The sequence below is a fragment of the Streptomyces sp. URMC 126 genome (assembly GCF_051386555.1).
Lineage (GTDB): Bacteria > Actinomycetota > Actinomycetes > Streptomycetales > Streptomycetaceae > Streptomyces.
The window spans coordinates 11711-32346 of the sequence record NZ_JBPQTX010000008.1 but is presented as its reverse complement, the minus strand read 5'-3'; the positions used below and the strand labels follow the sequence as shown (position 1 = coordinate 32346).

Genomic DNA, 20636 nt, shown 5'->3' with positions numbered 1-20636 from the left:
CCCCGCCCCCCCCTGCGGGAAGGGGTGGCGCCGCGAGCGGGCAGCGCGCCTCGGGGATGCCGGGGCAGGGCGGGTCGGTAGGGGACGGTCCGGAGCGCTACGAAACCGCCGCCGCCGGAGGCGCGGGAGCGCGGTTCCAGCGCATGCGGGACCACGGCAGGGCCAGGCCGCTCGGGTCGGACACTTCGTCCGGGGCGAGGTCCGCGATCGGGACGGCGTCGCGGTGGCGGGCGTGGACGGTGTCGACGTAACGGTGGCCGGTGTCGGCGGCGATGAACAGGACCGTCCGGTCGGGCGAGCGCTCGCGTTCGTGGCGGGCGGCGAGGTAACCGGCGCCGGTGGACAGGCCCGCGAAGACCGCGTGCCGCCGCAGGAGGTCGACGCTGCCCGCCAGTGCCGCGTCGAAGGAGATCCAGTGCAGGATGTCGTACGACGCGTGCGAGACGTTCCCGAAGGGGATGGAGCTGCCGATCCCGGCGATGATGATCTCGGGGTCGGCCACGTGTTCGGCGCCGAAGGTGACGCTGCCGTACGGCTGGACGCCGACGAGTTCGACGTCGGACGGTCCGTCGGCACCGCCCGTTCCGTCGTGCCCGTCGCGTCCGCCGGTTCCGCCCGTTCCGTCGGGTCCGTCGCGGAGGTGGCGGGCGAGGGCGCCCGTCGAGGCCCCCGATCCCACGCCTCCAACGATGGTCAGCCTCTCCGTGCCGACCGTCCGCCGGATCCGGTCGGCCACCGGCCGGTAGCCGAGGTAGTGAATGTCGTCGTGGTACTGACGCATCCAGTGGTACTCGGGGTGCTCGGCGAGGATTTCGTGGATCCGTTCCACGCGGCGCTTCTGGTCGAGCTTGAGGTCGCTGCACGGCTCCATCTGTTCCACGGTGGCGCCCAGCGTCCAGTTGAACGCGCAAGGTGTGGTCCACCGTCGTCGATCCGACGATGTGGCACCGCATGCCGTGGCGGTGGCAGGCCAGGGCGAGGGCGTACGCGTAGATGCCGCTGGAGCTGTCCAGCAGGGTGTCCCCGCGCCGTACGGCCCCGGTGTCGAGCAGATGACGGACGGCCGCCAGGGCGGAGACCACTTTCATGGTCTCAAAGCGCAGGCAGACGAGCCGGTCGTCGAGGCGTACCAGGTCGGGCCGGCCGATCGCCTCGGCGATGTGCTGGTCCATGCGAGACCTCCTGTGAAGTGGGGGTGCCAAAGGTGTCGAAGGTGCTGAACGTGGTGAAAGTGCGGGTCACGGGGATCCCGTGGGCGTCCAGGGCGCGTCGGCAGCCGCGCACGCGGTGCCGTACGCCCGGCGTGGCCGGGTCGAACAGCGCGCCCGCCACCGCGCCGCTGTGCGCGATCTGCACGCCCACGGCCCCGCACCGCCGGGCGATACCCGTCAGTACCTCGAACTCCGGGTGGCGCAGCACCCGTTGGCCACGGGTCGCGCTGGCGGTGGCGACCTCGCCGAGCAGCCGCGCGTCACCGGTGGCCACCGCCCTGCGCAGCAGCGTCCGCAGCCGTTCGCAGGTCCGGACGTCGTGGTCGTCGGCCTCGTGGGCGGGCAGGGACAGGGTGTCGACGGGCGCTCCTCCGCCGAGTGCGCAGCCGACGACGACCAGCGGCGGCAGGGCCGGGCCGAGGGTCTCCAGGATCCGGCCCTCGCGCTGGGCGAAGAGCACCGGGCGGCCGTCGAGCATCAGCGGGTCACTGGCCCGTTCGGCCCGGACGGAGAGCCGGGCCACCGTCCCGGCGGGCAGCCGCAGGCCGTAGGAGTCCGCGACCGCGCGGACGGCGGCGATGACGTCGCTCGTCGAACTGCCCATGCCCAGACCCACCGGTACGTCGCCGGCGAGCCGCAACTCGCCGCCTTCGGGGGGCCGTCCGGTCCGTCGGGCACATTCGGCGACCGTGAGGGCGGCGGCCCGGGCGGCCTTCGTACGGCCGGCGGGGACGACCGTGAGCGCCTCGGGAGGCGTACCGGTCCGGCGGATGAACTCGGCGGTGCTGCCCCGGCCGGCCATGGGCAGGGTGACCAGCCCCGCGCACCGCCGGCCGGCACCGTCGAGGAAGACACCTTGGAGGATTTCGCCATGGTGGCAAGGGGCGTACCCGGTGCCGGTGGGCGGGTCGAGGTCGGCCGGGTGAAGGGGGCCGGCACCGGCAGGGCGGCGGGTGCCGGGCGCGGCCGGGCGGCGGACGGCGGACTTCATGCGTGGCCCGCCGCTGCCCGGTAGCGATACAGAACCGTTTCCTCCGCGCTGAACTGCGAGTAGGGAAACGGTTCCGCGGACAGCGCCGTCACGCCCGAGCCGATGAAGGCCCGGGCGACGGCGCTGCCGGTCTGCGCGTACACGACCAGCGGTACGCCCCGGGACCGGCACCGCTCCAGGATGACGTCGAACGAGCCGTTGCTCAGCGTCATTCCGGTGGCGACGACGGCGTCGGCGTGGTCCAGCACCTCGTGCATGTCGTCGGTGACGGGGTCGCCCCACTGGGTGGTCTTGAGGTTGAAGTCGCAGAGCAGCGGCCGGCCGCCGCGCTCGCGTACCGCCGCGACCAGCGGGTTCACCACGCCGATGAGGCCGACCACGGCTCCCTCCGCGATGTCCAGCAGCCCGGCGACGGCCGCGTCCCGGGCCTTCGCGCGGACCTCGGGGGTGCCCGCGGGGAGGACGACGGCCTCGGCCTCCCCCGCCGTCGCCGCCGCGCGGTGCGGCCGGACCCGGGCGAGGTAGGCGTCGAGCGCGGCGATCCGCAGCGGACGCGGCGCGTCGCGCAGCAGGACGTCGAGCGGGGCGCCGGAGGATTCGCGGCAGACGGACGGTTCGATCTCCCCGGCCTCGAAGGCGCACCCGCCGAAGGAGTCGCCGAGGCGGACGAGGACGTACTGGTTGAGGTACGTGGTGTCGCCACCGGCCAGCCGGGTGCCGTGGTGGAGCCAGAACACGCTGGTGACGGTGGATTCCGCGGGGAGCGGCCCGTGTTCGCCGGCGAGCACCGAGGCGGTGAGCGCGTCGACGGCGGGGGGTGCGGTGGTGGCGCGGGTGAGGGTAGGGACGGGAGTGGGTGCCGTGGGGATGCGGCGGGGACTTGACGGGTTCGTGGGGGTCATGGGGTTCCTTCGTGGGTGTGTGTTGTCGCGGTGCCGTCCCTCGTGGGGAGAGGCATCGGCTTCTTGAGAGAGGGATCGGGACGGGTGGGGTGGTGGGGTGAGCGGGCGGTGAGGGCTCGTGGGCCGGCGCGGGGCGGATCGCGCGACCGGCTGCCCGCCGCCGGCTGAAGGCCGCCCGGCGGGCACGAGCGGCCCGCTCGGTGACCCGGTCGGTTCCTCCGGCCGGACGGCGTCTCGGAACTGTCAGGCTGTTTTCCGCCGAACAGCCCCTGCTTCGGCTGAACGGTCCCGGCTCCCTCGGGGGACGCCTTCGGGCGTCGGCGTGCCGGCGTCCGACCCCGTCGCACCTTCCCGGACCGCCGCTCCCCCGCCCCCGGCCGCCGCTCGCCCGCGGCCGGCGCCCAACGGTCCGCCGAAGGCGACCACCGTGCGCCCCCGGCCGTCCGTACCGAGCGAGGCGTCCACTTCGAAGACCTCGGCGAGCCGGCCGGAGGTCAGAACGGCGGCCGGAGGGCCGGAGGCGACGAGGCGGCTCTGGTGCAGGAGCAGCAGCCGGTCGCAGTACCGGGCCGCGAGGGACAGGTCGTGCAGCGCGACGAGGACCGTCTGCGGGGTGGCCGCCAGCAGTTCCATGAGTTCCAGCTGGTGTTTGACGTCGAGGTGGTTGGTGGGTTCGTCGAGCAGGAGTGCGCGGGGCCGTTGAGCCAGCGCGCGGGCGATGTGGGCGCGCTGGCGTTCCCCGCCGGACAGCGCCTTCCAGGAGCGGCCGGCGAGGGCGGTGAGTCCGACGCGCTCCAGCGCGGCGGCGACCACCGCGCGGTCCGTGGCGTCCGGTCCGCGCCACCGGTCGCGGTACGGCGTCCGGCCCAGGCCGACGACGTCGGCGACCCGCAGCTCGCTGTCCGCGCCCGCGTCCTGCTCGGCGAAGGCGACGTGACGGGCGATCCGGCGCGCGGTCCAGCCTCGTACGCACGCGCCGTCGTACCGGACCGTGCCCGTGTCGGGGGTTCGCAGCCCGGCCAGGCAGCGCAGCAGCGAGGACTTGCCCGAGCCGTTGGGGCCGAGCAGTCCTACGGTCTCGCCGGGGGCGATGTCCAGGCTGACGTCGCGGACGACCGGGGTGCCCGCCACCGACCACGTCAGCCCTTCCGCGGTGATCCTCACGGCTCTCGGTTCCCTTCGTATGGCGCGGTCGGCATCACAGTTCACCTCTCCTGCGCAGGACGAGGAGGAAGAGCGGCACGCCCAGCAGGGCGGTGATCACGCCCACGGGGACCTCGCGGGGCGCGAAGGCGACGCGCGCCACCGCGTCCGTCCATACGAGGAACACCGCGCCGGCGAGCGCTGCGTACGGCAGCAGGACCCGGTGTGACGGCCCGACGAGGAACCTGACGCCGTGCGGGACGATCAGCCCGACGAAGCCGATGGCGCCGACGGTCGCCACCGCCACGGCGGTCAGGACGGCCGTCACCACGAGCAGCAGCGTTCTCGTGCGCCGTACGCCGATTCCGAGGGAGGCGGCGGTGTCGGTGCCGAACGCGAGCCCGTCCAGGGCGTTCGAGGAGAGCCACGCGAGCAGCAGCCCCAGCGGAGTGACGACCGCGCAGACCAGGACGGTGTCCCAGCGGGCGGGCGCCATCGAGCCGAGCAGCCAGTGGGTGACGGCCCGCGTGGTGTCCGCGTCCGCCGAGGCCATCAGGACCAGCGAGGTCAGCGCCGTGAACAATTGGCCGACGACCACGCCGGTGAGGACGATGCGCGTCGCGTCCGGCCCGGTGCGCCGGAGCAGCAGCAGGAGCAGGCCGAAAGCGAGCAGCGCGCCGAGCAGCGCACCGCCGGTGGTCCCGAGCGCGGTCGCGCCGACGCCGAGGACGACGACGGTGACGGCCCCGGTGGACGCGCCCGAGGAGACGCCGAGGAGGTAGGGGTCGGCGAGCGCGTTGCGGGTGACGGCCTGGAGCACGGTGCCGCAGACGGCGAGCGAGGCGCCGACGAGGGCCGCCATCAGGACGCGCGGCAGTCTCAGGTCCCAGACGAGGGAGTCCACGAGCGGGGGCAGCGGCTCGACGTCCAGGCCGAGACGGGTGCCCAGGGCGCGGGCGAGAGCGGTCCACCCCACGTCGGTGGTACCGAGGCGGACGGCGGCCGCGAGTGAGCCCGCGAGGGCGGCGAGGGCGAGCAGGAGGAGGCCGGCGCGGGCGGTCGCGGACCGCTCCCCCGACGTGCCGGGCGCTTCGGCGACCGTGTGCCCCCGGGCCGCCGGGAGCAGGAGGTCCACCGGATCCCTCCGGACGGCGGGCTCAGCGGACACGGCCGGCGTCCTTCAGTCCGTCGGCCAGCAGGCCTAGGGCGTGCACCGAGCGTACGGAGGGGTCGAGTTCGATGCCCGGCACTTCGAGGATCCTGTTGTGGCGGACCGCCGCGAGCCGGGAGACCACCGGGTGTTCGGCCATCGCGGTCCGCTTCTCGGCGGCGCTGTCGCCGGGACGGCCGCGCTCGGAGAGATCGCCGATGACGATGACGTCCGGATTCCGCTTGGCTATCTCCTCCCAGGAGACCTCCGGCCAGTCCTCCTTCACGTCGTCGAAGACGTTCTTCGCGCCGACGATCCGGCTCATCTCGCTGGGCAGTCCGGTCCCACCCGCCACATAGGGCGTGCCGTTGAAAACGGAGTAGAGGTAGACGACGGTGGGCCGGTCCGCGTTCCGGGTGGTCCGCGACGCGGTGTCCCGCGCCTTGGCGACCGCCGCCCGCTGCTCGGCGGCGAGCCGGCCCGCGCGCCGCTCGGCGCCGAAGACCTTGCCCAGGTTCTCGTAGTCGGAGAAGAGCAGCTCGAACGGGGACGTGCCGCCGCGCCGGTGCTGTGGGCAGTCCACGGCGCTGACGAAGGTGGGGACCTTGAGGGCGGCCAGTTCCTCGCGGGTGCCGGCCCGGTCCTTGGTGAAGAGGTCCGCGGATCCCGCGAGGACGAAGTCCGGGTTGGCCGACCGGAGTTGTTCCCCGGTGGCGATCTTGGGGGCGATGACGGGGACCTTGGCGTACGCGGTCGCGTACCGGTCGGGGATCTTCGTCTTGATGTTGGCCGTACCCGCCATCCGGTCCTGGAGGCCGAGCTCCAGCAGGATCTCGGTGGACGTCTGGTCCAGGGTGACGGTCCGCTTCGGCGGCCCGACGAAGGCCAGTTGGCGGCCGCAGCTGGTGACGGAGGTCTTCGCGGAGGCGGAGGCGGAGGCGGCGCCGGCGTCGTCGGACTCGGCGCCCGGCGCGCCGCAGCCCGCGGCGGTGAAGACGACGATCAGGCACCCGGCCAGGGCGGTGCGGAGGCGATTGGGGTGACGCATAGGGGCTCCGATACGGAAGGGAAGGAGGAGGGCGCGGGAGAGGGCGTGCGGGTTGTCGTGCACGGGACGAAAGTGCCGCGTTCGAAGGGTACTGTAATGGTATTCATTTTCATTAACGAGTCCGGGTGCGGTTCCCGGAACCGCCGCCCCCGCCCTGAGGAGCATCCACACCGTGACGACCACATCCGTCCCGCCGGCCGCCGAGTCGGCGTCCCCTCCCCCGCGTTCGGTCCTCCGCGACCCCGCCTTCCTGCGCCTGTGGGCGGGAACCACCGCTTCCGGTCTCGCGACCTGGGCCCTCCCGTTCGTCCTCGGGCTCGCCGTTCTCCACCACGATCTGAGCGCCGCCGGGCTCGGTGTGGTGCTCGCCACCCGCACCGCCGGCTTCCTCGCCGCCGTCGCCGTCGGCGGGGTGCTGGCCGACCGGCACGCACGCCGCGCGGTCGTCCTGTGGTCGGCCCTCGCCGCGGCGGTCGCCGCGCCCCTGCTCGGCGCCGGGCTCGGCCACTCGCTCGCGCTGATGACGGCCGCCGCCGTTCTCGCCGGCGCCGGACAGGGTGCCTGCCGCCCGGCGTTCCAGGCACTCACCGCCGAGACCGTCGCCCCGGAGGACAGGCAACGGGCCAACGCCGCCATGACCCTGGCGGTACGGACCTCCACCCTCGCCGGCCCGGCCCTCACCTCGCTGCTCGCGGCGTTCCTGGGCGTCCGGTCGCTGCTGCTCGGCATCGGTCTGTTGTGGCTGGTGGCCGCGTTGGTACCGGGCCGGGGTGCCCGTGGGAGCGCGTCCTCGACCGTCGCTGCGGAGGTCTCCGCCCACCCCGTCGCCTCGACGGCACCGGCCGCGCGGTCCGGCTTCCGCGCCGAGTTCCTCGACGGGATACGCGAGGCGCGCCGTCACCCGTGGTTCCTCGCCGGACTGGCCGCCCTCGTGGCGGTCGTGGCGCTCGGCTATTCCGCCACCGCCGTGGCGCTGCCCCTGGTCAGCCGGGACCGTTACGGCACGGAGTGGGTGCTGGCCGCGTCCACGACCGCGTACACCCTCGGCGCGCTCGGCGGGGCCCTGCTCGTCGCCCGGTTCCGGCCTCGCTCCCAGGGGTGGGCCGCGTTGGCGGGCCTGGCGGCGTACGGAGTCGCCCCGCTGAGCCTGACGCTGCCCGTGCACCCGGTCGTGGTCGTCGCCGCGTACGCCGTCGCCGGGGCCGGGATCGAGCTGTTCAACGTGCCGTGGTTCACGGCGACACAGCGCGAGGTCGCCCCGGACAAGCTGGCCCGGGTCTCTTCGCTCGACTTCCTGGTCTCCTACGGGCTGGCGCCGGCCGGTCTCGCGCTCATCGCCCCGGCTGTCGACGCGTTCGGGGTCACGCCCGTCCTGGCGGTGTGCGCCGCGGCCTGCTTCGTCGTTCCGGCCGCCGCGGCGCTGGTGCCGACCGCGCGTCATTTCGCGCGCGGGGTCCCGCGGGCGGCGGACTGAGGCCGTCCCGTGCGGGGGCGGGCCGGCGAGTGCCGATGTCAGCGGCCCCGGAGGAGGCCGCGGCAGTCATCTCGCCGATCGCCGCCTCGGCGTTGAGCGAAACCGTGGGGTGGGTCATCAGCGGGACTCGCCGGCCGTCGGCGGTCGCCGCGCCGAACGACGGGGAGCCGGGCGCGCCTCCCCTGTGCCCGAACCCCACCCCCGCCGCCGCAGGGCAGCGGCGGCCGGTCGGCCGGTCCGGGCCCAGGCCGTACGGAGCGCGGGCGCCCGGCGCTCCCTCCCTCCGAGGGGGTCGCTCCCGCCGGCCTGGCCGCCCCTGAGCCTCCTCAGTTGGTGAGCGTGACGCAGGGCAGCCCCACGCTGCTGTCGCCCCGGAAGCCCTCCGCGCAGAGCCGGGTACCCGCCGGGAAGTGGCGCTGGGGATAAGCCTGGTCGCGGTAGGTCCTGAACTTCGCGACGTCCTCCACCTTGGTGCGGGCGCTCCAGCCGTTGGTGGTCCACACCCGGGCGCTGATGCGGTTCGGCTGGTTGGTGTTGGTGACCGACACCTCGACCCGGCCCAGGTAGGTGCCCGTGTCGTAGGTCTCGATGCAGACGGAGTGGTTGCACCACTTGCCCGCCGCCGCGGCGGGCGGACCCGTGACGAGGACGCAGCCGAGCGCCGCGGTCACGGCCCCGATTCCGGAGAACACCTTCTTGGCGATGGCGTGCATGGTGAGTGGGCCTCCTGTACTCGTCGACCGTGTCGTCGATCCTCCCGGCAGTGTGATAGTCGACGGTGGGTGCGAAAGGCCGCTTCCCCTGCCATCACTCGAACGGGTCGGCGCAGCACGCGGGCCGTTGATGGGGGCGGTGCCGAGCGCCGTGCGACGGCCTGACGGCTTGCCAAGCGCTTTGCGCCGTAGCACTCTTTGCAAAGTGAGTGAACGCAACCGTCACACCCCAGCCGCCGCGGGCCCTCGGTCCGACCGCGCCCCGCGGTCCCTCCCGGATCACCCGGTCCGGATCGCCCTGTTGGACCTCCTCGCCGAGACGGGCACCCTCACCTCCAGCGAGGCCGCCGCCCGCCTCGGCCACAGTTCGGGTCTCTGCTCCTTCCACCTGCGCCAGTTGGCACGGCACGGCCTCGTCGAGGAGGCTCCGCGCCAGGGCGGCCGGGCCCGGCCGTGGCAGTTGCGGTGGGGCTCGCCCGAACAGCCCGGGGAGCTCGTACATCCCGATCGGACGGGCCCTGGCGGCCGCCTTGAGGAACCAGATACACGCCCCGACGTCGCCCGCGCCTCGGAAGGCGGCGGCCCCCGGCGCCGGGCGGCCCGCCCGGACCGGACTCCCGCAGCGTGGCAGCAGGACGAGTCTTTCAGCGCCGTACTCCACCTCACGTCGGCGGAGGCGGCCGAACTCACCGCCTCCATCCGCCGGTTGGTCGCCGACTACCGCGACCGTGACCGCCGTACGGACCGACGGCCGCGGGACGCCGTGGCGGTGGCCGCCGTGACGCGACTGCTCCCGCTCCCCGGCGGAGAGCCGGCGACGACTTCGACCGGCACGGCGGTCGACTGATACCTACCAGAGGGCATCGCACCCCCTCTGCCTCGTCGGCCGCCGCGGACGGGCCCGTCCCGGATCTCGTACGGCGAACCCTTGCCCGCCGGGGAGGGGAGCGGGCCGCCCCCCGTACCCGCTCAGGCCAGGCTGCCGCCGTCGATGGTGAGGACCGTACCGGTCACGAAGGAGGCGTCGGGGTCGGCGAGGAAGAGAACCCCGGCGGCGATCTCCTCGGGCCGGGCGTAGCGGCCCAGCGCGTTGACGGATCGCTGGCGGTCCGAGGTCGGTCCGTCCTGGGGGTTCATGTCGGTGGCGGTGGAGCCGGCCGCGACGACGTTGACGGTGATGCCGCGCGGCCCGAGGTCCCGTGCGGCGCCCTTGCTGTATCCGACGACCGCCGCTTTGCCCGCCGCGTAGTCGGCGACGCCGGGGAAGGCGGTACGGGCCGCGAGGTTGGACCCGATCGTGATGATGCGTCCGCCGTCGGCGAGTACCGCGGCGGCGGAACGGATGCCGGCCACGACGCCGCCGACGTTGACCTCGTACTGCCGGTCCAGTGCGGCGGTGTCCGCGTCCGGGTCGCCGACCGCTCCCGAGGCGATCACTCCGGCGTTGTTCACCAGGACGTCCAGCCGGCCGAAGTCCTCGGCGACCGTGGTGACCAGCCGCGCGACCTGGGCGGGGTCCGCCTGGTCGGCGCGGTAGGCGGCGGCCCGGACGCCGAGAGCGGTCAGCTCTTCGACCACCGCCTCGGCCCGGCCGGACGACGCGGCGTAGGAGACGGCGACATCCGCCCCCGCTTCGGCCAGCATCCGCGCGGTGGCCGCTCCGATGCCCCGTGATCCGCCGGTGACGAGCGCGACCTTGCCGGTCAGCCGCCGTCCGTCGCGGGGGCCCGCCTCGCGGAAGGCCGGGGTGTTCGCGGCTTCCGCGTTCGCGCCGGGCGCGGTGTCGGCGGTGTTCGTCGCATTCGTGTTCATGGAAAACCCTCCCCAGTTCTGTACCGATCGGTACTGAACGAGGACGCTACCATACCGATCAGTACAGAACCTGGACGGAGACAGCCCATGACGACCGGACGCCCACGCGAATTCGACCTCGACGAACGGCTCGACCGCGCCCTGCGGGTGTTCTGGCGGCAGGGATACGAAGGCACGGCACTGTCCGACCTCACCGAGGCGATGGGCATCAGCCGGCCCAGCCTGTACGCCGCCTACGGCAACAAGGAGGCGCTCTTCCGCAAGGTGCTCGACCGCTACATGGAGACGGCCGTCCACGTACGGGACGCGCTCCGGCAGCCCACCGCCCGAACCGTCACCGAGACCCTGCTGCGCGGCACCATCACCGCCGCCACCGGGGAGGACGGCCCCGGCTGCCTCATGGTCCACGGCGCCCTGGCCACCGGCGGGCAGGCCGACGCCGTCCGCGCCGAGGCGGCCGCCCGGCGACACGCCTCCGAGGACGCCCTGCGCGAACGCTTCGAACGCGCCGTCCACGAGGGCGACCTGCCCGCCGATACCGACCCCGGCGACCTGTCCCGTTACGTCTGCCTCGTCTGGTACGGCATCGCCGTCCAGGCGTCCTCCGGCGCGACCGCCCAGGACCTCGGCCGCGCGGTCGACCTCGCGATGCGGGCCTTCCCCGGCGCGGGAGACTGAACCGGCGGCGGAGGAGGAGCGGAGAGCCGGGGGATGCCCGGTCCGTACAACTCTCGTGCACCTGCCGGGGGTTAGCGGTCCCACGAGCGCCGCGAGGTGAGCGCCGACGAACAATCGGCTCCACGATCGACCCTGTCCGCTACGGAGCACCGCCTGGGCCCGCCCACGACATCGAACCCGCTCGGCAGCATCTGACGGCACGTACGGCGTGAGCCCGGGGACGATGACGGTCCGCCACCCGTCACCGCCTCACCGCTTTCTGGCCTGCCCGGCCCGCTCGCCTCGCGCCCCGGGCGCGTGAAGGCGCCCTCGGCGTCGCGCGAGCGCGCTCCCGCACCCCCATGCTCGAGGTTCCCCCCGCCTCATGCCCGGGGGCGCCCCCGCGAGGGAAGATCCGACCAGGCACACTTTCCCTTACAGCACGTCATCGCGTATGAGGAAGAGAGCTCATGATCACGCTCACGAAGGAAGACGGCCCGGCGGACCTGGACGGCGTCACCCACCTGTCCATCGGCGTCTCCTGGGACCCCAGCTCCGGCAGCGCGGGCGGTCTGATGGGGAAGTTCAAGCGGAAGCAGGGCACCGACCTGGACCTGATCGCCGTCGCGATGCAGGGTTCGGACCCGGTGCGCCTCGCCGGTCTCGACTCCCTGGACCCGATGGGCAACGGCTCGCTGGTGCACAGCGGCGACAACCAGACCGGGCACGGGGAGGGCGACGACGAGACGGTGACCGTGGAGTTCGGACGGATACCGGCGCAGGTCACCTCCATCGTGTTCATCGCCGCCGCGTTCAAGAAGAACAGCTCCTTCCAGAGCGCCCGGAACATCAGCTTCAAGGTGTACGACGCGACGGGCGGCAGCAGCCAGCAGGTGGCCGACATCTGGCCGAGCCTGCTCAGCACCGACAACGGCTGCGCGGTCGCCAAGGCGATCCGGGTCGGCGGCAGTTGGAAGCTTCAGGTCATCAACGAGACCGGGAAGATCAAGCAGGGGGACGAGCACGCCCTCATGCGCTTCGCCATCAGCAAGTAAGGCCGGCGGCGCCGACGGGCGGCGGAGGTTCCGGTCAGACGGCCGACGGCCGCCCGTACGGGCCGGGGCCGGCCGGCGCGGGGGTCCACGGCTCGCGGGGCCGGTGCTCATGAACCCCCGTCGCCGGAAGCCGGCGGTTCGGCCGTCTGCCGGTGGAGCCCGGTGAGGCCGAGGTAGAGGCGGGCCGCGGTGGCGATGGCGTCGAGGTCCTCGCGGGTGGCCGTGCGTACGACGGTCGCCGTGGGGCCGGCCACGACCGACCGGGCGGGTACCTGCCGGTTCTGCGGGACGACGGTGCCGGCGGCGAGGAGGCAGCCGGGGCCGATGCGGCTGCCGTCGAGGACGACGGCGCCCATGCCGATCAGGACGTCGTCCGCCACCTCGCAGCCGTGCAGGGTGGCGTTGTGCCCGATGGTGACGCGCGCGCCGACCCGTACGGGGAAGCCGGGGTCCGCGTGGAGGACGGCGCCGTCCTGGACGTTGGATTCCTCGCCGATGTCGATGGTGTCGAAGTCGCCGCGCAGCACGGCGTGGTACCAGACGCTCGCCCGCGCCGCCAGGCTCACCGCTCCCAGGAGCGCGGCCGTCGGCGCGAGGAAGGCGGTGGGGTCCACCCGCGGAAGCCGTCCCGCCACGCCGCGGACGAGCGGTCGTCCGCCCGTTTCACCCGGTCCTTCCACGCGGTTCCCTTTCCGTACGTCCCGGCTCCCCTCCCCCGCCCGGCCCCGCGTCCCGCCCGTGCCGCTACCTGCCCACCAGGGCCGGGAGTAATGCACCTCATCCCCCACACGAGGGATCTATCGAGCGTGTACTCCCCTCTTTACCGAAATCAGGCATCTCACTAGGTTGATGACGACTCGCCGTCTGCCCGGACTTCGCGGCCCCGCCCCCGGCCGAACCACCGGAACAGACCGGAACAGACCCGAGGAGACCTTCGTGCCGCCGATTTCCGCGGCTTCCGCCACCACCGGCGCCCCCGCCGGTGACGCCATCGCCATCGTGGGCGCGTCCTGCCGGCTGCCCGCCGGCATCGACAGCCCGGACGCCCTGTGGTCCGCCCTCGTCGAGGGGCGGGACGTGATCGGTCCCGTGCCGCCCGACCGGTTCGACGCGAGCCGCTGGCTGGACCCCGAGCCGCGGCGCCCGGGCAAGACCTACGTGGCCAGAGGCGGCTTCCTCGACGACGTCCAGGGGTTCGACGCGGAGTTCTTCGGCATGTCCAACCGCGAGGCCGCGCGCCTGGACCCCTTGCAGCGCATGCTCCTGGAGATGGCCGTGGAGGCCGTCGACGACGCCGGGTGTCCCGCCGCATCGCTCGCCGGTTCCGACACCGCCGTGTACGTGGGCGTCTCCAGCCAGTCCTTCTCGCACCTCCAGGGGCTCGACGCCGCCACCGTCGACGCCTACACCATGACCGGGGGCGCGACGGCCAACACGGCCAACCGCCTCTCCTACGTCCTGGGCCTGCGCGGTCCGAGCGTCGCCGTGGACACCGCCTGCTCCTCGTCGCTGGTGGCCCTGCACCACGCCTGCGAGGCGCTGCGCCACGGCCGGTCGGGCATGGCGCTGGCGGGCGGGGCGCATCTGCTGCTCAGCCCCGTGGAGTTCGTCGGGTTCGCCCGTGCGTCGATGCTCTCCCCCACCGGGCGGTGCCGGCCCTTCTCCGCGGAGGCGGACGGTTACGTGCGCTCCGAGGGCGGCGGCCTCGTCCTCCTCAAGCCGCTGGCCCGCGCGCTGGAGGACGACGACCGGATCCTGGGCGTCATCCTGGGCAGCGGCGTCAACACCGACGGGCGCACGCCGAGTCTGACCCAGCCCAGTGCCGAGGCGCAGGAGGCGCTGCTGCGGGAGGTGTACGCGGCGTCGGGCGTGCGCCCCGACGAGGTCGCCTACATGGAGATGCACGGGACCGGCACTCCGGTGGGGGACCCGGTCGAGTGTCTGGCGGTGGGCCGGGCCCTGGGGGCCGGACGCTCGTCGGCGGGTCCCCTGCCGGTGGGCTCGGTCAAGAGTCAACTGGGCCATCTGGAGCCCGCTTCGGGCATGGCGGGCCTGCTCAAGGCGCTGCTGATGCTGCGTCACCGGCGCGTCCCGCCGAGCGCGCACGCCCTTCCGCTCAACCCCGCCATCGACTTCGCGGGGCTGCGCCTGGCCCCGGTCACGGAGCCGGCGCCGCTGCGGGTGCCGCCCGGCGGGCGGGCCGTCATCGGGGTCAACTCCTTCGGTTTCGGCGGCGCCAACGCCCACGTCGCCGTCGCCGATCCGCCGCCGCGGGCCCCGTCCCCCGCCCCGGAGGGGGCCGCGCGGCTGCCGGTCCTGGTGTCCGCCCGGACGCCCGCCGCGGCCGGCGAGGCGGCCCGGCGCATGGCGGCGCGGCTGCGCCGGTGCCCGCCGCGGGAGTTCTACGACCTGGCGCACACCTCGTTCCTGCGGCGCGAGCGGCACGAACACCGCGCCGTGGTGCTGGCCGCGGGGCCCGAGGAGGCCGCCGCGGAGTTCGACGCCCTCGCGCGGGGAGAGCGGGAGGCGGCCGGTGCGCTGAGCGAAGGGGCCGAAGGGGCAGAGGTCGCCCTGGCGTTCTCCGGCAACGGGGCCCAGTGGGCGGGCATGGGCCGGGACCTGCTGGAGGAGGAGCCGGTGTTCCGGGCCGGTGTCGCGGACGCCGACGAGGCCCTGCGTCCGCACCTCGGCTGGTCCGTGCTGGAGGAGCTGGCCGCGGACGCCGGAAGCCGCCGCCCGGACACCACCGACGTGGCCCAGCCGCTGCTGTTCGCGGTGCAGGTGGGCCTGGTCTCCGTACTGCGGGCCCACGGCGTCCGGCCGGCGGGGGCGGTGGGGCACAGCGCGGGCGAGATGGCCGCGGCCTGGGCGTGCGGGGCCCTGGAGCTGGACGCGGCGGCCCGTGTCGTCGTCGCGCGCTCGCGGGCCCAGGCGTCCACGGCGGGTGCCTGGGGCATGGCCGCCGTCGGCGCGGACGCCGACCGGGTCGCCCGGTGGCTGGCGCCCTACGAGGGCCGGCTGGAGATCGCGGGGATCAACAGCGCGCGGGACGTGACGGTCAGCGGCGACCGGGCGGCTGTGGCGGACCTCGGTGAGCGGCTGGGGCGGGAAGGCGTCTTCTTCCGTGACCTGGGCCTGGACTACGCCTTCCACAGCCGGGTCATGGACCCGCTGCGGGAGGGCTTGCTCGACGCCCTGGCCGGGCTGAAACCGGTCCGGGCGCGGTCGCGGTACGCCTCCGCCACCACCGGCACGATGCTGGACGGTACGGAGCTGGACGCCGACTACTGGTGGCGCAACCTGCGGCAGCCGGTGCTGTTCGGCGCCGCCGCGGCACGGCTGCGGGAGGCGGGCTGTTCCGTCTTCGTCGAGGTCGGCCCGCATCCGGTGCTCTCCCGCTATCTGAGCCGGGCGGCGGAAGCGGAGCCGGGCGCGACCCCGAATGCCGTGGTGCCGTTGATGCGGCGGGGCGCGCCGGGGCCGGCCGGGGTGCGCGCCGGTCTGGCCCGTCTCCTGGCCATGGGCGTCCGCTCCGATGCCGGGGTGTTCTTCCCCGTCCGGGGCCGGGTGGTGGATCTGCCGGCCTATCCCTGGCAGCGCGAACGCCACTGGAACGGCCGTCCCGGGCTCTGGCAGGGGGGTTGTGGCGACGGGACGGTCGACCATCCGCTGCTCGGCGAGCGGGCGGCCGTCGCCGAGCCCGCGTGGCACGGGTCCTTCGAACCGGCGCGGCTCCCCTGGGCCGCCGACCACCGGGTCGGGGACGCCGTCGTGATGCCGGCCGCGGGGCTGGCGGAGATGGCCCTCGCCGCGGGACGGCGCGCGTACGAGGGGACCGTCGAGGTCACCAACCTGGGCATCCATCAGGCGCTGCTCCTGCCCTCCGCGCCCGACGAGTGCGGCCCGGAGATCCAGACCTCGCTGTCGCGCGAGGACGGCGTCGTGACCGTGTCCTCCCGCGCGGCGGGTGACGACACGTGGAAACAGCACGCGCGGGCCCGCGTCCGGCGGCTGTACGCCCCGCTGCCGGGCGTCCTGGACGTGGACGGCATCGCCCGCGCCCTGCCCCGCTGCAAGCCGCCCGAGGAGCACTACGCGTGCGGCGAGCGCTGCGGCCTGCGCTACGGCCCCGCCTTCCGGGTCATCGACGAGCTGCGCTTCGACGACGACCGGGTGCTGGCCCGGTACGCCGCCCGCGTCGACGCCTCCGGCTACGAGGCGCACCCCACGATCCTGGACGGGGCGTTGCAGGCGGTCGCGCCGGTCGCCGAGGAGCGGATGCCCGGGGCCCGGTACCTGCCGGTGGCCGTCGACCGGATCCGTGCCTGGCGCCGGATGCCCTCGGCCGGCCACGTCCTCGTACGGGTGCGGCGCTTCTCCGCGCGCGAGGTCCTGTGCGACGCGACCGTGACGGCCCTCGGGGGGCTGGTCTGCCTGACCCTGGAGGGCTGCCGGCTGCTCCGGTTCGACGAGGGCGGCCGGACCCCGACACCCCGTGCGGTCACGGTGACGCGGGCGGCTCCGCGCCCCGGGCAACCGTGCCCGGCGGGTCCGGGCATGCCGGCTCCGGAGGAGATCGCGCGCGAGTGCGCGGACGAGCTGCGGCGAGCCGTCCGGGTGTGGCGAAGCGCCGACGGTCCGGCGGCCACCGCGGTGATCCGCGAGCTGACGGCTCACTTCACCGCGCGGTCCGTGCGGGACCTGCTGTCCGCGGCCGGGCCGGCGGAGACCTCGTTCACGGTCGCGGACCTCGTCCGCGCCGGCATGCCGGCGCAGTACTCCGAGGTGTTCGGCATCCTGCTGCCCAACGCCCGCGCACACGGTCTCGCGGAACCGGAAGGGGACGCACGGGCCGGCAGGTGGCGCCTGACGGGAACGGCCCGCCCGGAGGAACGCTTCCGGGCCCTGACCGCCGCGCACCCCCGGCTCGTCACGGAACTGGCGCTGTACGGCCGCGCCGGCCGGCGGCTGACGGCCACCCTGCGCGGTGACCACGACCCGGTGGAGCAGGTCTTCTCCGAGACCGACCGGCACCTGCTGGAAGACCTCTACACCGACGGTGCCTCACTGGCGTTCCACCACCGCGCGGCCCGTGCCGTCGTACGGGCGCTGGTGCGCCGGTGGCCCGCCGACCGGCCGCTGCGGATCCTCGAGGCGGGAGCCGGCACCGGGGGCACGGCGGCCTGGCTGCTGCCGGAACTGCCGCCGGAGCGCACGCGGTACAGCTACACGGACGTGTCGGCGGCGTTCTTCCCCCGGGCCCGGCACCGCTTCGCCGCGTACGACTTCGTCGACTACCGCACCCTCGACCTCGACCGCGACCCGTCGGAGCAAGGGTTCGCGGAGGGCGACCACGACCTGGTCGTGGTGAGCAACGCCCTGCACACCGCCGGCGACGTGCGGTCCGCCGTGGCGCACGTCCGGCGGCTGCTGGCCGACGACGGGCTGCTGCTGGCGGTGGAGACGCACCGACCGGCCGACCTGGCCCTCATGTTCGGGTTCCTGCCCAGCTTCTGGAACCAACGGGACTCCGGCCTGCGCCCCGACGGGCCGCTGCTGTCCGCGGACGCCTGGTGCCGGCTCCTGGGCGAGGAAGGCTTCGAGGGGGTCACCCGCACGGTCCCGGCGGACGGTCCCGACGCAGGCGAGACCTCCGCCTTCCTGGCCCGGCGCGCTCCCCGTCCCGCGCCGGCGGCACCGGCGCCCTCGGTGCCGGCGGACCGGGAGCACGGCTGGATCGTCGTCGCCGAACCGGCGCGCCGGGCACTCGCGGAGGCCCTGACGGCACGTCTCACGCCCGGCGGCGGCCCGCACGTCCGTCTCGCCGAGCCGACGGACGACGAACGGCACTGGGACACCCTCCTGGCCGGGCAGCCGCGGGCCACCGGCGTCGTCGTCCTGTTGGGCGAGGACCCGGACGGCGGCACGCTGGACGCCGAGCGGGCCGTGGGACACACGGCACTGCTGCGCGCCCTCGCGCAGGCCACCCGCCGCCGCACGGAGGCGGAGGAGGAGACACGGGCGGAGCTCTGGCTCGTCACGCCGCCGACCGGGGCCCTGCCCGCCCCCGAACGTCCCCTGAGCCCCACGGCGGCCTGCGCCTGGGGGGTGGCCCGCACGCTCGGCAACGAGTACCCGAGCCTGACGGTCCGCCGGATCTCCCTGGACGCCACCGACACCGAAGCGGACGCCGACCGGCTGGCCGCCGAGCTCGCCGACCCCGGTCGCGAGGACGAGATCCTGCTCACCCGGTCCGGCCGCTTCCTGCCCCGGGTCCGCGAGGAGACGGACACCGCCCGCGCCCCGCGGACCGGCGGCACCTCCCCGTACGCCCTGCGCATGCGCGATCCGGGCCGTTCCTACCGGCTCGACTGGGTCCCCGCGACCGCCCCGGAACCGGGACCTGACGACCTGCTGATCGCCGTGCGCGCCGCCGCCCTGAACTACCGGGACGTCCTGCAGGCCCTCGGCACGGTGCCCATCGAGGAGCGGCAGGAGGAGGCGGGCGGCCGGGAGTTCGGCACCGGCATGGAGTGCGCGGGCACGGTCGCCGCGGTGGGCTCCCGCGTCACGGGGTTCGCTCCCGGCGACCGGGTGATGGCCTTCGGACACGGGACGTTGCGCTCCCACGTCACCGTCCCCGCCGCCATGGCCGCCCGCCTGCCCGACGGCATGGACCTCTGCCGGGCGGCCACCCTCCCGGTGGTATTCCTCACCGTCCACCACGCCCTGCACGACCTGGCGCGCCTGGCGCCCGGGGAGACCGTGCTCGTCCACGGCGCCGCCGGGGGCGTGGGCCTGGCCGCCCTGCAGTACGCGGAGCGGGCCGGCGCCCGGGTCGTCGCGACGGCCGGCACCCCCACCAAGCGGGACCTGCTGCGGCTGCTCGGCGTGGCGCACGTACTCGACTCCCGGTCGCCGGGGTTCGCCGAACGCGTCATGGAGGTGACCGGCGGCGAGGGCGTGGACGTCGTGCTCAACTCGCTGTCCGGCGAGGCGATGGCGCGCGGGCTGGAGGTGCTGCGCCCGGGCGGGCGCTTCGTCGAGCTCGGCAAACGCGACCTGTACGCGGACGGCAGGCTGCCGTTGCGGCCGTTCCTGAACGGCATCACCTTCAGCGCCGCCACCCTCGACACCCTGGCCCGGGCCCGGCCCGCCGTGCTGGCGGCGACGTTCGCCGAGGTGGCGGACCGAGTGCGGGACGGTGTCTACCGGCCCGTCCCGCACCGCGTGTATCCCGCGCACCGGGTCGCGGACGCCTTCGAGGCGCTGCAGCACTCGCGGCACATCGGCAAGATCGTCATTTCCCTGGAGGAACCACCGCCGCTCCGGGAGGAACCGCGCCCGTACGCGCCGGACCCGTCCGGCACTTACCTGATCGTCGGGGGGCTCACCGGGTTCGGCGCGGCCACCGCGCGCCGGCTCGCCGACCGCGGCGCCCGCCACCTGGCCCTGGTCGGCCGGCGCGGCGCCGCCACACCGGAGGCGCCGGCGCTCCTGGCGGACCTGCGGCGGCAGGGTGTGTCCGTCACGGTGTACGCGGCCGACGCGGCCGACCGGGCGGGCATGGCGGAGGTGCTGAAGGCCGTGGACGCGGCGGGGCCCCCGCTGCGCGGGGTCCTGCACTCCGCCATGGTCGTCGACGACGACCCGCTCGCCCAGTTGACCACCGAGCGGGTCCGGCGGGTGCTCCTGCCCAAGGCGGGGGGCGCGGACGTCCTGCACCGCCTCACGCTCGACCGCGACCTCGACGTATTCGTCCTCTACTCCTCCCTCTCGGCGCTGATCGGCAATCAGAACCAGGCGGGCTACAACGCCGCCAACCTGTTCCTGGAGGCCCTGACGCGCTTCCGCCGCGCGGCCGGCCGGCCCGGTCTCGCGGTCGCCTGGGGTGCCTTGGAGGACGTCGGGTACGTCGCCCGCCACGGCATCGGCGAGGTCATGCGCCGGCTGGGTTTGGAAGGGCTGCCCTCCGGCGAGGCGCTGGCTTCCCTGGAGGCGTCGCTGGGGCGCGGTGACGACGTCGCCGTCGTCACGCGGACGGACTGGGGCGCGGTACGGACGAACTTCGCGGCGGCGCTCGGCCCCCGCTTCGACGCCCTGTGCCCCGCCTCCACCGGCGCCGGGAGCGGGGGGAGGGCGGCGCTCCTGGAGAGCCTGGCCGCCGCGCCGCAGGAAGAAGCCCTCGCCCGGGTGACGGAGGTGCTCACCGACATCCTCTGCCGGATCCTGCAGACCACCCCCGACCGCGTCCCCGCCGACCGGCGCCTGGACCGGCTGGGACTCGACTCCCTGATGGGCGCCGAGTTGCTGACGGGCGTCAACCGGGACCTGGGCTGCACCCTGCCCGCCGTGGAGGTGCTCGACAGCACCACGGTCACCGACCTGGCCCGGCGCTGCCTGCGCCGTCTGCGCCAACCGGCGCGGTGACGCGTCCGGTGCCGCCCTGGGACACCTACCCGGGGCGGCACCGGCTTGGT

Annotated in this window: 13 protein-coding genes and 1 pseudogene; 5 read left to right on the top strand and 9 right to left on the bottom strand. The window is 74.6% G+C overall.

Going from position 1 to position 20636, the window contains the following annotated elements; genetic code table 11:
- Positions 1–97: 97 nt before the first annotated feature.
- The 6 genes and pseudogenes from ACSNOK_RS02300 to ACSNOK_RS02275 form a co-directional block, all read right to left on the bottom strand.
- A pseudogene (locus tag ACSNOK_RS02300) lies at positions 98–1172 on the bottom strand (pyridoxal-phosphate dependent enzyme).
- A complete protein-coding gene (locus ACSNOK_RS02295) occupies positions 1093–2202 on the bottom strand; it encodes a GHMP family kinase ATP-binding protein (protein ID WP_436778827.1) in 1110 nt (369 codons plus the stop codon). Before ACSNOK_RS02295 ends, ACSNOK_RS02300 begins: the two are co-directional and overlap by 80 nt.
- Positions 2199–3104: a Rossmann-like domain-containing protein gene (locus ACSNOK_RS02290; RefSeq protein WP_436778826.1), complete on the bottom strand. Its 906-nt coding sequence runs from the start codon at positions 3102–3104 to the stop codon at positions 2199–2201. Before ACSNOK_RS02290 ends, ACSNOK_RS02295 begins: the two co-directional genes overlap by 4 nt.
- Positions 3105–3347: 243 nt before the next feature.
- A complete protein-coding gene (locus ACSNOK_RS02285) occupies positions 3348–4268 on the bottom strand; it encodes an ABC transporter ATP-binding protein (RefSeq protein WP_436778825.1) in 921 nt (306 codons plus the stop codon).
- A gap of 34 nt (positions 4269–4302) precedes the next feature.
- Entirely contained in the window at positions 4303–5415 is a 1113-nt protein-coding gene (locus tag ACSNOK_RS02280) for a FecCD family ABC transporter permease (protein ID WP_436778824.1), read from the bottom strand.
- Positions 5405–6445 (bottom strand): ABC transporter substrate-binding protein, encoded by a 1041-nt coding sequence (locus tag ACSNOK_RS02275; protein ID WP_436778823.1) that lies wholly within the window; start codon positions 6443–6445, stop codon positions 5405–5407. The genes ACSNOK_RS02280 and ACSNOK_RS02275 overlap by 11 nt, the downstream gene beginning before the upstream one ends.
- A gap of 172 nt (positions 6446–6617) precedes the next feature.
- Between ACSNOK_RS02275 and ACSNOK_RS02270 the strand changes: the two genes are divergently transcribed.
- Entirely contained in the window at positions 6618–7919 is a 1302-nt protein-coding gene (locus tag ACSNOK_RS02270) for an MFS transporter (RefSeq protein WP_436778822.1), read from the top strand.
- A gap of 326 nt (positions 7920–8245) precedes the next feature.
- On the opposite strand, the gene ACSNOK_RS02265 is transcribed toward ACSNOK_RS02270, so the two are convergent.
- On the bottom strand, positions 8246–8632 hold the full coding sequence (locus tag ACSNOK_RS02265; RefSeq protein ID WP_436778821.1) for a hypothetical protein: 387 nt from the start codon (positions 8630–8632) through the stop codon (positions 8246–8248).
- Positions 8633–8837: 205 nt separating this feature from the next.
- Between ACSNOK_RS02265 and ACSNOK_RS02260 the strand changes: the two genes are divergently transcribed.
- Positions 8838–9479 carry a winged helix-turn-helix domain-containing protein gene (locus ACSNOK_RS02260; RefSeq protein ID WP_436778820.1) on the top strand — a complete coding sequence of 214 codons (642 nt, stop codon included), beginning with the start codon at positions 8838–8840 and terminating at the stop codon, positions 9477–9479.
- A gap of 122 nt (positions 9480–9601) precedes the next feature.
- On the opposite strand, the gene ACSNOK_RS02255 is transcribed toward ACSNOK_RS02260, so the two are convergent.
- The gene (locus ACSNOK_RS02255; RefSeq protein ID WP_436778819.1) at positions 9602–10444 is read right to left on the bottom strand and encodes an SDR family NAD(P)-dependent oxidoreductase; all 843 of its coding nucleotides are present in this window, start codon (positions 10442–10444) and stop codon (positions 9602–9604) included.
- An 87-nt stretch (positions 10445–10531) separates the two neighbouring features.
- Between ACSNOK_RS02255 and ACSNOK_RS02250 the strand changes: the two genes are divergently transcribed.
- A complete protein-coding gene (locus ACSNOK_RS02250) occupies positions 10532–11122 on the top strand; it encodes a TetR/AcrR family transcriptional regulator (RefSeq protein WP_436778818.1) in 591 nt (196 codons plus the stop codon).
- Between the two features lie 449 nt (positions 11123–11571).
- Positions 11572–12156, top strand: coding sequence for a TerD family protein (locus ACSNOK_RS02245; RefSeq protein ID WP_436778817.1), 585 nt, complete (start codon positions 11572–11574; stop codon positions 12154–12156).
- 107 nt (positions 12157–12263) lie between these two features.
- On the opposite strand, the gene ACSNOK_RS02240 is transcribed toward ACSNOK_RS02245, so the two are convergent.
- On the bottom strand, positions 12264–12791 hold the full coding sequence (locus ACSNOK_RS02240) for a gamma carbonic anhydrase family protein (protein WP_436778816.1): 528 nt from the start codon (positions 12789–12791) through the stop codon (positions 12264–12266).
- 301 nt (positions 12792–13092) lie between these two features.
- Here ACSNOK_RS02240 and ACSNOK_RS02235 point away from each other — a divergent pair, with 301 nt between their 5' ends.
- Positions 13093–20586, top strand: coding sequence for a type I polyketide synthase (locus tag ACSNOK_RS02235; RefSeq protein WP_436778815.1), 7494 nt, complete (start codon positions 13093–13095; stop codon positions 20584–20586).
- The last annotated feature ends 50 nt before the right edge of the window (positions 20587–20636 follow it).